Annotated in this window: 13 protein-coding genes; 4 read left to right on the top strand and 9 right to left on the bottom strand. The window is 67.8% G+C overall.

The genetic code is table 11. From position 1 onward, the window contains the following. Nucleotides 1-65: 65 nt before the first annotated feature. The 4 genes from VK682_RS00615 to VK682_RS00600 are packed head-to-tail and all read right to left on the bottom strand — an operon-like array spanning nucleotide 66 to nucleotide 4,242. The gene (locus VK682_RS00615; RefSeq protein WP_230794643.1) at nucleotides 66-1,616 is read right to left on the bottom strand and encodes an ABC transporter substrate-binding protein; all 1,551 of its coding nucleotides are present in this window, start codon (nucleotides 1,614-1,616) and stop codon (nucleotides 66-68) included. 60 nt (nucleotides 1,617-1,676) lie between these two features. After that, nucleotides 1,677-2,561 carry an ABC transporter permease gene (locus VK682_RS00610; RefSeq protein ID WP_324781304.1) on the bottom strand — a complete coding sequence of 295 codons (885 nt, stop codon included), beginning with the start codon at nucleotides 2,559-2,561 and terminating at the stop codon, nucleotides 1,677-1,679. Between the two features lie 11 nt (nucleotides 2,562-2,572). Further along, nucleotides 2,573-3,499: an ABC transporter permease gene (locus tag VK682_RS00605; RefSeq protein WP_324781303.1), complete on the bottom strand. Its 927-nt coding sequence runs from the start codon at nucleotides 3,497-3,499 to the stop codon at nucleotides 2,573-2,575. Then, nucleotides 3,496-4,242, bottom strand: a complete 747-nt coding sequence (locus VK682_RS00600) for an HAD hydrolase-like protein (RefSeq protein WP_324781302.1) — start codon at nucleotides 4,240-4,242, stop codon at nucleotides 3,496-3,498. The genes VK682_RS00605 and VK682_RS00600 overlap by 4 nt, the downstream gene beginning before the upstream one ends. 143 nt (nucleotides 4,243-4,385) lie before the next feature. Here VK682_RS00600 and VK682_RS00595 point away from each other — a divergent pair, with 143 nt between their 5' ends. The 3 genes from VK682_RS00595 to VK682_RS00585 all read left to right on the top strand — a co-directional run bounded on the left by VK682_RS00595 (nucleotide 4,386) and on the right by VK682_RS00585 (nucleotide 6,318). Beyond that, nucleotides 4,386-5,270 carry a LysR substrate-binding domain-containing protein gene (locus VK682_RS00595; protein ID WP_324781301.1) on the top strand — a complete coding sequence of 295 codons (885 nt, stop codon included), beginning with the start codon at nucleotides 4,386-4,388 and terminating at the stop codon, nucleotides 5,268-5,270. Nucleotides 5,271-5,404: 134 nt separating this feature from the next. Next, nucleotides 5,405-5,887: an RNA pyrophosphohydrolase gene (locus VK682_RS00590; RefSeq protein ID WP_230795114.1), complete on the top strand. Its 483-nt coding sequence runs from the start codon at nucleotides 5,405-5,407 to the stop codon at nucleotides 5,885-5,887. Further along, complete coding sequence (locus tag VK682_RS00585) at nucleotides 5,884-6,318, top strand: hypothetical protein (RefSeq protein ID WP_089842064.1); 435 nt, start codon at nucleotides 5,884-5,886, stop codon at nucleotides 6,316-6,318. The genes VK682_RS00590 and VK682_RS00585 overlap by 4 nt, the downstream gene beginning before the upstream one ends. On the opposite strand, the gene VK682_RS00580 is transcribed toward VK682_RS00585, so the two are convergent. Then, nucleotides 6,315-7,592, bottom strand: coding sequence for a lytic murein transglycosylase (locus VK682_RS00580; protein WP_230794639.1), 1,278 nt, complete (start codon nucleotides 7,590-7,592; stop codon nucleotides 6,315-6,317). The genes VK682_RS00585 and VK682_RS00580 overlap by 4 nt on opposite strands. A gap of 93 nt (nucleotides 7,593-7,685) precedes the next feature. Further along, nucleotides 7,686-10,004: a ribonuclease R gene (rnr, locus tag VK682_RS00575; protein WP_230794638.1), complete on the bottom strand. Its 2,319-nt coding sequence runs from the start codon at nucleotides 10,002-10,004 to the stop codon at nucleotides 7,686-7,688. 210 nt (nucleotides 10,005-10,214) lie between these two features. On the opposite strand from rnr, the gene dapE reads away from it, so the two are divergent. Continuing rightward, nucleotides 10,215-11,360 (top strand): succinyl-diaminopimelate desuccinylase, encoded by a 1,146-nt coding sequence (dapE, locus tag VK682_RS00570; protein WP_324781300.1) that lies wholly within the window; start codon nucleotides 10,215-10,217, stop codon nucleotides 11,358-11,360. 153 nt (nucleotides 11,361-11,513) lie between these two features. Here the strand turns inward: dapE and VK682_RS00565 are convergent, their stop codons facing one another. From VK682_RS00565 to VK682_RS00555, 3 genes are read right to left on the bottom strand one after another with little or no spacing between them, the layout of a single operon-like run. After that, entirely contained in the window at nucleotides 11,514-11,864 is a 351-nt protein-coding gene (locus VK682_RS00565) for a DUF8846 family protein (RefSeq protein WP_089842049.1), read from the bottom strand. Nucleotides 11,865-11,917: 53 nt separating this feature from the next. Then, a complete protein-coding gene (locus VK682_RS00560; RefSeq protein ID WP_230794636.1) occupies nucleotides 11,918-12,949 on the bottom strand; it encodes a sodium:calcium antiporter in 1,032 nt (343 codons plus the stop codon). Between the two features lie 15 nt (nucleotides 12,950-12,964). Next, the gene (locus VK682_RS00555; RefSeq protein ID WP_230794635.1) at nucleotides 12,965-13,210 is read right to left on the bottom strand and encodes a GlsB/YeaQ/YmgE family stress response membrane protein; all 246 of its coding nucleotides are present in this window, start codon (nucleotides 13,208-13,210) and stop codon (nucleotides 12,965-12,967) included. Between the last annotated feature and the right edge of the window lie 11 nt (nucleotides 13,211-13,221).

The raw sequence follows: 13,221 nt of genomic DNA, 5'->3' as shown, positions 1-13,221 counted from the left end.
GCGTGAGGGGGTCTTGCTGAACGGATGGCGTGGGACCGGGCCCGCAGGCCCGGCCCCTTTCTGGGTCAGCTGTCGGCGAGGGAAATGCTGCCGGCGCGGAAGTCGAGCACATAGGGGATGTGACCGGGCATCGGCGCCCAGTTCACGGCGTTCTGCATGCCCCAGCTTTCGAACGGGCGATAAAGCGGCAGCACCGGCGGATCCTGCCTGATCTCCTCCATCAGTTCGGCATAGGCGGCCTTGCGGGCCTCGACATCGCTGGAAAAGCGGAAGCGGTCCCACTTCTCTGCATATTCGGCATCAGTGTTGAACCGGCCTTCGCTTTCCGAGGGGCCCGCCGGCGCCCACATCACGCCGAAGGAGCCGAAGGGGTCGGCGAAATACATCGGATTCGACCAGTTGCGGGTCATCATTTCCGCGTCGCCGCCGGACCACTGGTCCTGCACGTTCACGCGGCCATTGACGCCCACGGCGGCCCACATCTCCATGATCGCCTGCGCGGCCAGCAGGCCGTTGGTGTAGTAGGTGGCGGCGGTGTCATAGGTGATCTCGAACCCGTCATAGCCTGCCTCCTGCAGCAGGGCCTTGGCGCGTTCGGGATCGTAGTCGAAGGTCTCAAGGTCGGGCTGATGCAGCGCGCCCATTTCGGCCATGGTGTGGGTGGAGGGCACGACAGCCTTGCCCAGCCACAGCGCCTCGTTGAGCGCGTCCCGGTCGATGGCCAGCGACAGCGCCTGACGGATGCGCGGATCCTGCAGCTTGGGGTGGTTCTGGTTCATGATCATGACATGAAACAGCGCTGTGGCCGAACCTTCGGTCTTCAGGGTCTGGTCACTGTCGATCAGCGACAGCTGGTCGGGGGCCACGTTGGTGACGATGTCAGCCTCGCCGGTCTTGAGCGCGGTGATGCGGCTGGCGGTCTCGGCGATCTGCACCACGGTCGCGCGCTCCAGCGGGGCAGGCTGGCCCCAGAACCCGTCGAACCGTTCCCAGACCAGCTTTTCGCCCGGCTGGAACGAGGCGATCTTGTAGGGGCCGGTGCCGACCGGGGCGAGCGAGAAGGCTTCAAAATCGCTGTCCTCGGCCACTTCGGGATCCCCGGTCAGTGCCTTCGTATAGGCCTCGGGGATGATCATCGCCTGCTGCATCGAGATCAGCGTCTCCCACAGCGGTTCCTCGCGCTCGACATGGATGCGGATCGTGTGGGTGTCGACTTTCTCGGCGCTGGTGAAGTTGGCGAACCGGTCCTTGGCGCGCACGACATAAGGCGGGAAGGTCGCCTGAAACATGCGGTTGAGCGAGAAGACCACGTCATCGGCGGTCATCTCGTCGCCATTGTGGAACGTCACGCCTTCGCGCAGTTTCAGCTCCATCACGGTCGGCTCGACCAGCTCCCAGGAGGTGGCGAGGCCGGGGGTCCATTCGGGCTCCAGCTTGGTGTGGTCGCGGTCGATCAGCGTGTCGAAGCTGTTGTAGTAGAACTGCGAGCCGACATTGGAATGGTCGCGGCCCGGATCGACATAAGGCGTCACGTTTGCGGCGCCGACGGTGATGTCCTGCGCGGCGGCAATCAGCGGCAGCGCGGACAGGGCGGTGGTAAGCATCAGGCGGAACATGGGTGTCTCCGGTGTGTGTGAGGAAAGGTCGGGCCGGTTGTCCGGCTCTTGGCTATGGGGTCAGCGGTCATTCAGGCGGACATCGGCGCGGTCGCGCAGCCAGTCGCCCAGAATTTGCACGGTGAAGGTCAGCAGCACGATCAGCGCGGCGGGGGTGAGCACGATCCACGGTGCGGTCGGCATGTAGTCGCGGCCCAGCCCCACCATCGACCCCAGCGAGGGCTGAGGCGGCTGCACGCCGAGACCAAGGAAGGAAAGCGTGCTTTCAAGGATGACGATGTTCGACAGGGCGAGCGTGAACTGCACCACCAGCGGCGAGACGAGGTTGGGCAGCACATGGCGCCACGCGGTGTAGAACGGCCCGGCACCGGCGGCGCGCGCCGCCTCCAGATAGGGCTGTGCCGCGATCCGGCGCACCTCGCCGCGGACGATGCGGGCATATTGCTCCCACCCGGCGACGCCAAGGACGAAGACCAGCACCGTCAGGCTGGAGCCCATCAGCGCCAGCACCAGCAGGGCCACCAGCGTGAACGGGATGGCGATCTGCATGTCCACCAGCGCCATGATGCCGTCTTCGGCCCAGCCCCGGCGCAGGCCCGCGACCAGCCCCAGCAGCCCGCCGATCACAAGGCCGATCACCGCCCCCGCAAAGGCCAGCGCCAGCGTCAGCCGCAGCCCGTGCAGCGACCGTGACAGCACGTCGCGGCCCAGCTCGTCGGTGCCCGCGAAATGGCCCGCCGAATAGCGGTCAAACCCGACTGGCGGGCGCAGGCGCGCCAGCAGGCTCTGCTGCAGCGGATCGTAGGCCGTCAGCAGCGGGGCGAAGATCGCGGCGCCCACCAGCAGCAGGGCCAGAGCCATGGCGACCTTCTGGATGATGTCGGCGCCCTGCGCGCTGCGGGCCTTGCGGCGGCGGCGCGGGATGGGATCGGCGAGGGTGACCATGTGTTCTCTCCTCAGGCTCGGGCCAGCCGGATCCGGGGATCGGCGAGCGCATAGGCGATGTCGGTGAGCGTGTTGATGGCGACCACGGCCACGGCGACGGCGATCACGCCGAACTGCAGCACCGGGTAGTCGCGCAGGATCGCGGCATTGACGAGCATCTGTCCGACGCCCGGCCACGAGAAGATGCTTTCCACCACGACCGATCCGGCGGCGGCCAGCCCCGCGATCTGCAGCCCGATGACGGAGATCACGGTGATCGACGCGTTCCCCAGCCCGTGTTTCAGCACCACCCGCGTCTCGCGCAGGCCCTTGGCCCGGGCGGTGCGGATGAAATCCTGTCCCAGCACGTCCAGCATGGCATTGCGCGTGAAGCGGGTCAGGGCGGCGATCAGGACGCCCGCCATGGCGATGGTGGGCATGATGAAATGCTGCCACGTGCCGTTGCCGACCACCGGCAGCCAGTTCAGCCAGTAGGAGAAGGTCAGCACCATGACGATGGCCAGCACGAAGGACGGCACCGCATAGCCGGTGAAGGCCACGACCATGATCGCCGACCCGATCCAGCTGCGCCGATGGACGGCGGCCAGCACCCCCAGCGGCAAGGACACGGCAATCGTCAGCGCCACGGAGGCCAGCAGAAGCTGCCCCGAGGGCCAGAGCCGTTCCGCCACCACCGTCGTTACCGGGCGCCGGTCCACGAAGCTGAGCCCGAATTCACCCGAAACGACCCCGCGCAGATAGGCAAGATACTGGTGCCAGAGCGAGCGATCGAGGTCGAAATATGCGATCAGCGCTTCTCGGCCCTCGGTGGTCAGCCCCTCGCCCAGAAAGGTGTCGATGGGATTGCCTGACAGGCGGGTGGCGACGAAGGTCACCGTGACGATCGCAAAAAGCGTGACCACCGCCTTTACGGCGAGGCGCAGCAGGTAAGGGATCATTGTCCGGACCTCCGATGGATGTGAATGAAGGGCATGCCCGCCGCTGCGGCGGCCTTGCCATCGGTCAGCGCGTTGTCGCCGACAAAGACCGCGTCCGCGGCGGTCAGCCCGGCCTCGGTCAGGGCATGGGTCAGCATCGCGGCATGGGGTTTGCCCAGACTGCGCCAGACCAGCCCGGGGCGGATCGCCAGCAGCGCCGCCAGCAGCGCCCCGGTCTCGGCCACGGGCTGGCCTGCGTGATCGGGATGCGAGACATCCTCGTTCGCCACCCAAAGCCGCGCGCCTTGCGCCAGCTGGGTCACCAGCGGCCCCAGCGTATCGACGTTCTGGCCCGGATCGCGGCAGAGCAGCACCGCCTCGGGGTCGGGGGCCTCCGTATCCAGCCCCAGCGCGCGGGCGCGCTCCACCAGAATTGGCGCGGCGCAGAGCGTCAGCCGCCGCACGCCCTGCCGGGCGAGATGCGCCAGAGTGAACTCTCCCGCCAGCAGGACATGCGCTGCGGGCACGCACAGGCCAAGATCGGACAGCTGACGGGACAGGGCCGCGGCGGTGCTGTCGGACCGGTTCGAGACAATGCGCAGCCGGGCGCCGCAGCTTTCGACGAAGTCCGCCGTCTCTGCAAAGAGCCGCCCCTCCGACATCAGGCACCCGTCCAGATCGCAAAGCACGATCCCCGCGTCCTGCACGGCCTGAGGATCAAGCCTTGCGTGGTGTCGGGTGTCCGGAATGGAAAATGTGGTCACGGCGGCCAAGTCCTGGTTCTCCTGCTTTGGCGCAGCCGGGCCGTCACTGGCCAGCTGTCGGAGTGACCAATGGGCGCGCTTTGTAACAGCGCCGACACGAACGAAAGCTAAAGCTTGGGAAAACCAAGCTCGGAGTTTGAGAGATGGCGCTTTCTCTGCAAAGACTGGACGCCGTGAGGGCAGTGGCCGAGGCTGGCTCCTATGCGGCAGCCGCGCGGGCGCTTGCGGTCAGCCAGCCCAATATTTCCGCGCAAGTGCGTGGACTTGAAAAGGAATTCGGCGTCCGCCTGTTCCGGCGCGAATCGGGTCGGCTGCTGCCAACGGACCTCTGCCTCAAGATCTGCGATTCGGCGGAACGCATGGCCGAAGCCTGGCAGGAAGCGGAGCGGCTGCTGCTCAGCCGCGCTTCGCTGCGCGAAGGGCAGATCATCGTGGGACTGGGCAACGCGATGCCCGGCATGGCCCTGATCGCGGCGTTCCACCGCGCCTATCCCGGCGTGTCCCTGAAGGTGGAAACGGGCTCGCATCAGAAGATCACCCGCGCCGTGCTCAACCATGAATGCGACATCGGCGTGCTGCCCGATGTGCCCGCCGACCCCCGTTTCCGCAGCGCGCATCTTGCCGAAGCCCGCGTCGTGGCGATTGCTCCGCTGGGTCACCGGCTGGCGCGCCACGGCGAAGTCACCGCCCAGATGCTTTGCGACGAGCCGCTGATCTTCCGCGCGGCGGGGTCCTCCACCCAGCGGGCTGTCGACCGGATGTTCGCCCGCGCCGGGCTGTCGCCTCGGCCTTTCCTGACGCTGGATGCCCGCGACGGGCTTTACGAGGCTGTGGCCAACGGGCTTGGCATCGGGTTTCTCTGGCAGGGATCCACCGGGCGCACCGATGGCGTGACCCAGCTTCGGATCTCGGAAATGCAGGGGCAGGCCATCCACGAAACGGTCTTCAGTCTTCGCGAAGCAAACGGCCAGATTGTCGAGGCGTTTTTCAACCTCATCGCGCATGAGGCCGCCCCGACGGCAATCTGACAGGTCGGGGACTGGTCCTTGCGTCACCTCCACCCCTTCGGCGGACGGAGGCCTGCGGGCGCCACTCGGGGTCTTTCCATTCGTGCCCCCCGGCGCTAGCGTCCGCGCAGCAGCAGGAGCGCGCCGTGACAGCCATGACCCCCGAACAGATCGCAGCCTTGCCCTATCGCCGCAATGTCGGCGTGATGCTGGCCAATGGCGCGGGCCATGTCTTTGTCGGCCAGCGCTATGACAGCGAGGTGCCCGCGTGGCAGATGCCGCAGGGCGGCATCGATGCGGGCGAATCCCCGCGCGAGGCGGCGCTGCGCGAACTGGTGGAGGAAACCGGCGTTTCCCCGGATCTGGTGACGGTCGAGGCCGAAACCGACGGCTGGCTCAGCTATGATCTGCCGCATGACATCGTGCCCCGCATCTGGAAGGGCCGCTATCGCGGGCAGGAGCAGAAATGGTTCCTGCTGCGCTTTCACGGCAGCGACGATCAGGTGAACATCGCGACGGAGCATCCCGAATTCTCGCGCTGGTGCTGGCTGCCTGCGGATCAGGTGCTGGACCAGATCGTGCCGTTCAAGCGCCCGGTCTACGAGCAGGTCATCGCCGCCTTCGGGGCCCGGCTGTGATCCGGCTGCCGCTGCTGGCCCTGCTGCTGCTGACCGCCAGCCCGGCGCTGGCGCTGAAATGCCTTGCCCCCGATCCCGCGCGCGATTTCCGCGCCGCAGAGGCCGACAGCGCCACATGGTCCGGCGTCTATGGCTGGCTGGAGGTGCTGTCGCATCCCGAGGGCGCGGGGACGGGGCAGGCGCGGCTGACCGGACGGTCGCTGACGACCGAAGGCTTCAGCCAGCCCTTTGACCGGGACATCGCGCTGCAGGTCAGCTGTCTTGGCCCGTGGTGCGGGCAGGTGGAGTCGGGCCCGGTGGCGGCGCTGCTGCGCCATGGTCGCGCCGGGCTGGTGCTGCAGGTCGAACCCTGCCGCGCCAATCTCTGGCCCGATCCCGAACCTGCGCAGATTCAGAGCCTGAGCGCCTGCATGGCCGGGGCCTGCGACTAGCGCAGCCCCTCCAGCACCCGCAGCGAGGCATAGCCATCCGGCACATGGCCGGTGGACTGCTGCCATGCGCGCACCGCGTCGATGGTCTTGGGCCCGATGCGCCCGTCGATGCCCTGCGGATCGAATCCCGCCTGCTGCAGCAGGGTCTGCATCTCCACCCGCTCGTCATAGGTCAGGGCCCGGTCATCCTGTGGCCAGCCGCCCTGAAACGGCTCCGCGCCCAGAATGCGGTCGCTGAGATGGCCCACCCCGATCACATAGGCATCGGCGGTGTTGTAGCGCTCCAGCACCGCGAAATTGCCAAAGACCAGCAGCGCCACGCCGCGATGCCCGGCAGGCAGCAGCAGGGCGGCGGGCCCGGCCTCCTCCGGCACGGGTGTCACCGGCACCACGCCAAGCGCCGCCCAGTCCGCCAGCGGCTTTTCGATGCCGCGATCGGCCTGCGCGTAATCGAAGCCCTGCGGCAGCGTCACCTCCACGCCCCAGGGCTGGCCCCGGGTCCAGCCGTTTTCGGCAAGGTAATGCGCGGTGGAGGCCAGCGCGTCGGCGGGATCGTCCGACCAGATGTCGCGCCGCCCGTCGCCGGTCCAGTCCACCGCCAGCGCAAGGAAGGATCCGGGCATGAACTGCGTGTGCCCCATCGCCCCGGCCCAGCTTCCGGTCATCTGGTCGGGGCTGGTATCGCCATTCTGCAGGATGCGCAGCGCGTCGATCAGCTGTGTTTCGAAAAACGCCGCCCGTCGCGAGGAGGAGGCGAGCGTTGCCAGCGAGCTGATGATCGGCTTGGTGCCGCGAAAGGTGCCATAGGCGCTTTCCAGCCCCCAGATCGCCACCACCACCTGCCGGTCGACGCCATAGCGCGCCTCGATCTGGCGCAGCAGCGCGTCATGCTCGGCCAGCGCGGCGCGGCCATTCTGCACCCGCAGGTCGGACACGGCGCTGTCCAGATAATCCCACAGCGTCTTGGTGAATTCGGCCTGCGAGCTGTCGCGGCGCAGCACGTCCGCGTCGAACACCGCGCCTGCCAGTGCTGCGTCCAGCGTGGCAGGGGTGATCCCCGCCGCTTCGGCACGGGGGCGGAACGCGGTGATCCAGCCGTCAAAAGCCGCAGCCTCTGTCGCGAAGCTCGCCTCGTTCGGGGGCGACACGGCGGGGCGCGGCACCGGGCGGGCAGAGACCTGCGGCGCCACCTCCGCCGCCACCGATCCCGTCAGTCCGGCCTGTGCCAGACCCGCAAAAACACTCAGGGCAAACCCCGCGCCAAACCGTTTCATGATGTCACCTGCTGCTCTTGTCTTTATCCGCAGGCTAGCAGGACTCGGCCCCGTTGCGAAGCGGGGCCGGGGGCATGAGCGGGCAGGCGCGGGTCACCCTTTCGTGGGGCGGCTGCGGCTGACCTTGCGCGCGGTCTTGGCGGTTTTCTTGCGCGCCACGGTTTCCTTGGGCCGCGCCGGTCCCTTGCCCTTGGGGCTGCCGCCGGGAGACTTGCGGAACCGGCCAAAGCCTGCGGGCTTGCGATGCCCGCGCGGCTTGGCGATTTCGGCATTCTCCAGCTCCAGAAGCTCCAGCCCGATGCCGCCGGTGACCGGCGCCGCCTCGACCAGCCGGACCTTCACGCGCTGGCCCAGCGTGATGAGCAGCCCGGTATCGGACCCCATCAGCGTGCCGGCATCCGCGTCGAAATGGAAAAACTCGTTGCCCAGCGACCGGATCGGCACCAGCCCGTCGGCCCCGGTCTCGTCCAGCTTCACGAACACGCCAAACCGCGCGATGCCGCTGATCCGCCCGCCGAATTCGGCCCCCAGCCGGTCCGACAGATAGGCGGCAAGGTAGCGGTCGGTGGTGTCACGCTCCGCGATCATCGACCGCCGCTCGGTGTCCGAGATATGCTGCGCGGTCTTTTCCAGCTGTTCGATCTCCTGCACCGACAGCCCGTCATCGCCCCAGCCATGCGCGGCGATCAGGCCGCGATGCACGATCAGGTCGGAATAGCGCCGGATCGGCGAGGTGAAATGCGCGTAATTCTTCAGCGCCAGCCCGAAATGGCCAAAATTCTCGGGGCTGTAATAGGCCTGCGTCATCGACCGCAGCGTCGAGATGTTGATGAGCTCGGCATCGTCCCGGCCCGCCGCGTCATGCAGCAGCTTGTTCAGATGCCGGGTCTGCAGCACCTGCCCCTTGGCCAGCACCAGACCTGCGGCCTCTGCCGTCTCGCGCAGCGCCTCCAGCTTTTCGGGGGGCGGCTCCTCGTGGACGCGGAACAGCAGCGGCGTGCGCTTGGCGGTCAGCGTCTCGGCAGCGGCGACATTGGCCAGCACCATGAATTCCTCGATCAGCCGGTGCGCGTCCAGCCGTTCGACAAAATTGACCGACACCACCTTGCCTTCGGCGTTCAGCATCACGCGGCGTTCCGGCAGATCCAGATCCAGCGGCTGGCGCCGCTCGCGCGCCGCCTTCAGCGCGGCATAGGCGGCGTAAAGCGGGCGGATCACCGGATCGAGCAGCGGCCCGGTGCGGTCATCGGGCGCCCCGTCCATCGCCGCCTGCACCTCGCCATAGGTCAGCGAGGCGGGCGAGCGCATCAGCCCGCGCACGAACCTGTGGCTGCGCTTGGCGCCTTCGGCATCGATCACCATGCGCACGGCAAGACAGGCGCGGGGCACGCCCTCATGCAGCGAACACAGATCGCCCGACAGCCGGTCGGGCAGCATCGGCACCACCCGGTCGGGGAAATAGCTGGAATTGCCGCGCCGCCGAGCCTCGCGGTCCAGAACCGATCCGGGCCGGACGTAATGCGCCACATCGGCGATGGCGACCCAGACCACATGGCCGCCCGGGTTCTTGGGGTCGTCATCCGCCTCGGCATAGACCGCGTCGTCATGGTCGCGGGCATCGGCAGGGTCGATGGTCACCAGCGGCAGGTCGCGCAGATCCTCGCGCCCCTTCAGCCCGGCAGGTTTCATGCGGTCGGCCTCGGCCAGCACCTCGGCGGGGAAATCGTCGGGGATGCCATGCTGGTGGATGGCGATCAGCGACACCGCGCGCGGCTCGCTGGGATCACCCAGCCGGGCCACGATGCGCGCCTTTGGCAGACCCAGGCGCGTGGCGCGGGGGCTGGCCTGCTCGGCCTCGACCAGTTCGCCCTCCTGCGCGCCATGGGTGGCGTCGGGGGCCACGGTCCATTCCTTGTCGGATCCCTTGTCGATGGGCACGATCCGCCCGCCTTCGGCGTTCTTGCGGAAGATGCCCACCACCTTGCGCGGGCTCAGCCCGATCTTGCGGATCAGCCGCGCCTCGTAATTGTGGTCCTCTTCATGGACCACCTGCAGCTTGGCCAGAATGCGGTCGCCCTCGCCAAGCGCGGGATCGGTGGCGCGCGGCACCATCAGCACGACGGGCTCCACGCCCTCGCCATGCCATTCCAGCGGCTGCGCGTAGATGTCGCCATTCTCGTCCGGCGCCTTGACCTGCAGCACCGTCACCGGCGGCAGCCGGTCCGGATCGCGATAGGTCTTGTGGCGCTTTTCCAGATGGCCTTCGGACTCAAGCTCCTTCAGCAGGCGCTTGAGGTCGATCCGGGTCGCGCCCTTGATGCCAAAGGCCTTGGCGATCTCGCGCTTGGAATTCTGGGTCGGGTGGGCGGAAATCCAGTCGAGGATCTCTGCCTTGGAGGGCAATGTGCTCATGTCCTCTCCCTACCATGGCCCCAAGGCAGCGTCATCGCGATTCTGAGGCTCCGCCCCGGCTTCCTTCGGCCTCAAATATCCCGGGGGAGTCGCGCATCGCGCGACGGGGGCAGCGCCCCCGCGCTCCTCTCCGCCGCGCGCGACGCCGGAGCGTTTGCGCTTGGCCCGCCGCCGCGCTAGCCAAGGGGCTGAACCTGCCGGAGACCTGCCATGACCCCCCTTGATCCCGTTGCCCTGACCGCCGCGCTGGTGCGCTGCGACTCCGTCACCCCCCGCGAAGGCGGCGCGCTGGTGCTGCTTCAGGGCGTGCTGGAAGAGGCGGGCTTTGCCTGCACCCGCGTCGACCGCAACGGCATCGCCAATCTTTTTGCGCGCTGGGGCGCGCAGGCCCATCCCCGCAGCTTCGGCTTCAACGGCCATACCGATGTGGTGCCGGTGGGCGATGCCGCCGCATGGACGGCGGATCCCTTCGGTGCCGAAATCCGCGACGGGGTGATGTATGGCCGGGGCACCACCGACATGAAATCCGGCGTGGCGGCCTTTGTCGCGGCGGCGGTGGATTTTGTGCGCAGCACCCCGCCCGAGGGCGCGGTGATCCTGACCCTGACCGGCGACGAGGAGGGCGATGCCAGCGACGGCACCGTGGCGCTGCTCGACTGGATGGCCGAGGCGGGGGAGCGGATGGAGGTCTGTCTGGTGGGCGAACCCACCTGCCCCGAGGAAATGGGCGACATGATGAAGATCGGGCGGCGCGGCTCGATGAACGCATGGATCACGGTGACCGGGCGGCAGGGCCATTCCGCCTATCCGCACCGCGCGCTGAACCCGCTGCCCGCGCTGGCGCGGCTGGTGGACCGGCTGTCAAGCCATGTGCTGGACGAGGGCACCGCGCATTTCGACCCCTCGACGCTGGCGGTGGTCACGCTCGACACCGGCAATCCCGCCACCAACGTGATCCCGGCGCAGGGCCGCGCCACGCTGAACATCCGCTTCAACGACCGGCATAGCGGTGCCGCGCTCTGTGACTGGCTGCGCGCGGAGGCGGCGGCGCTGGATGCGGAATTTGGCACCGTGACCGAACTGCGTTTTCGGATTTCAGGGGAGGCCTTCCTGACCCCGCCCGGCGCGCTGTCGGATCTGGTGGCGGCGGCGGTGCTGGCAGAGACCGGGCGGCAGCCCGAACTCTCCACCACCGGCGGCACCTCGGATGCGCGGTTCGTGCGGCATCACTGCCCGGTGGTGGAATTCGGGCTGGTGGGCAAGACGCTGCATCAGGTCGACGAGCATGTGGAGGTGGCGCAGATCGGCCAGCTCAAGGCCATCTATGGCCGGATCCTGCGCGACTATTTCGCCTGACGCGGCTCGCCTTGCAGGGAGGCGGGGGCGCTGCCCCGGGCGGAGGGAAAGAGAGGGGGCTCTGCCCCCGGTGGAGGGAAAGAGAGGGGGCTCTGCCCCCTCTTGGCTTCGCCAATTCACCCCCGGAGTTTAGGGGCAAGATGAAGCTGCGGCTCAGTCCTCGTCGTCTTCCGCCTCGTCATCGTCATAAAACGGGGTGACCTGCGCCACGATGACGGAGTTTTCGGCGAGCGCGCGCGCCATCAGGCTGCGTTCACCTTCGTCGATGTCGAAGCCTTGCGCCACGCGCTCTTCCTCGGTGCCGTAGCCGGTGACGTCGAGCGGCGCCATGTCGGCCTGTTTCAGGATGGCGACGGTTTCGCGCACCGCCTCGGCCTCGTCGACGCCGGAGGCATAGCAGAGCAGGGCGGCACCGGTGGCGGCCTTGGGCAGGCCGTCGCCTTCCTTGCGGCCGACTTCGACCAGAAGCGTGTAGACCTGCTGTTTCGACGGGGGTTTGGCCATGATCTGCTCCGCTTCGAGGTTTGGCCCGCACTAGGGCGCGCGCTGCGCCGCTGTCAAGCGCGCAGCAGTTCCACCGCCACCGCACAGCCATAGACCGCCATCAGCAGCACGCTTTCGATTCCGATGCGCGCGGGGCCTTCGCGTTGGCGCAGGATCAGCCCGGCGAGCAGGATCGCGGTCATCAGCAGCCCGGTCGCCAGCCAGTAAAGATCGGCGGGGCCTGCGGCGTGATAAAGCGACCCGTCCCGCCATGCGACATCGGAAAACACCAGAAACAGCGTGTCGAAGGTGTTGCCGCCGATGATGCCGCCCACCGCAAGCTGCAGCGCGCCCCGGCGCACCGCCACCATGGTGGTGACAAATTCCGGCAGCGAGGTCACCACGGCGGTGACCAGCGCGCCCACGAGGCTCGACCCGAGGCCGAAGCGGGAGATCAGCGTGCCACCCACCTGCGCGATGACCCAGCCGCAGAGGCCCATCACCGTGACAAGGGCCGCGAAGACCAGCGCCGGGCGCAGCACCGAGGCCTGCGGATCGCTGTCCGCATCGGGCGTGTCATGCCGCGTTTCGCGGGTTTCCACCGGGCGCCACATCGGATGCTGCCGCACCGAAGACGACAGGCGCACGCCGCAGACATAGGTCAGGAACATCACCACCGACACCGGATGCACACCTGCCACCGCCACGTCCGGCCCGGCCATGGCGGCGATGGGCAGGCTGAGCAGGATCAGCAGCATCACCGCCTGAAACAGGTTGGCGGGTTCGGCTGCGGCATGTTCAAGATTTGCGCGGCGGTGCAGCAGGTCGGCCACCGCCAGAAACAGCGTCTGTGCCGCGATGCCGCCCACGGCATTCGACAGCGCGAAGCTGGCATCGCCGCTGGCTGCGGCACTGACCGAGACCACCACCCCCGAAAGCGAGGTGGCGCCGCCCAGCACCACCCCGCCCACCAGCGCCTCGCCCATGCTGGTGCGGTCGGCGATGAGATCGGCAAGGTGGGTGGCGCGGATAGAGGCCGCAATGACAATCGCTCCCGCCAGCGCGAACAGCGCCAGCAGGAGCGGCAGGGATAATCCGGAAATCACGAAAGGGCTATGGCGTCAGGATTTGAGCTTGCGGTAGCCCCAGATCAGCACCGAGGCGCCGATGACGCCCACGATCAGCTGCGGCACCCATGTGTTGGCGGCGTAAATACCCATCAGGGCCAGCACCGCGTTCAGCACCACGGCGCCGACAATGCCCAGAAGAATGTTGGTCAGAAGGCCGGTATCGGCCTTCATGATCATCGAGGCGATCCAGCCCGCCAGTCCGCCCACGATGATCGATGCAATCAGTCCCAGTCCCATGGAATAGTCTC

The sequence above is a fragment of the Salipiger marinus genome (assembly GCF_035481585.1).
GTDB lineage: Bacteria > Pseudomonadota > Alphaproteobacteria > Rhodobacterales > Rhodobacteraceae > Salipiger > Salipiger marinus.
Note: the sequence above shows the minus strand (reverse complement) of the source record. Positions and strands in the feature narration are given on the sequence as shown.

Excerpts from the sequence above, each read along its gene's own strand:
- VK682_RS00590 (WP_230795114.1), top strand. The coding sequence starts at position 5,405 with ATGACCCCCGAACAGATCGCAGCCTTGCCCTATCGCCGCAATGTCGGC.
- VK682_RS00555 (WP_230794635.1), bottom strand. The coding sequence starts at position 13,210 with ATGGGACTGGGACTGATTGCATCGATCATCGTGGGCGGACTGGCGGGC.
- dapE (WP_324781300.1), top strand. The coding sequence starts at position 10,215 with ATGACCCCCCTTGATCCCGTTGCCCTGACCGCCGCGCTGGTGCGCTGC.
- VK682_RS00565 (WP_089842049.1), bottom strand. The coding sequence starts at position 11,864 with ATGGCCAAACCCCCGTCGAAACAGCAGGTCTACACGCTTCTGGTCGAA.
- VK682_RS00605 (WP_324781303.1), bottom strand. The coding sequence starts at position 3,499 with ATGATCCCTTACCTGCTGCGCCTCGCCGTAAAGGCGGTGGTCACGCTT.
- VK682_RS00615 (WP_230794643.1), bottom strand. The coding sequence starts at position 1,616 with ATGTTCCGCCTGATGCTTACCACCGCCCTGTCCGCGCTGCCGCTGATT.
- rnr (WP_230794638.1), bottom strand. The coding sequence starts at position 10,004 with ATGAGCACATTGCCCTCCAAGGCAGAGATCCTCGACTGGATTTCCGCC.
- VK682_RS00580 (WP_230794639.1), bottom strand. The coding sequence starts at position 7,592 with ATGAAACGGTTTGGCGCGGGGTTTGCCCTGAGTGTTTTTGCGGGTCTG.
- VK682_RS00610 (WP_324781304.1), bottom strand. The coding sequence starts at position 2,561 with ATGGTCACCCTCGCCGATCCCATCCCGCGCCGCCGCCGCAAGGCCCGC.
- VK682_RS00595 (WP_324781301.1), top strand. The coding sequence starts at position 4,386 with ATGGCGCTTTCTCTGCAAAGACTGGACGCCGTGAGGGCAGTGGCCGAG.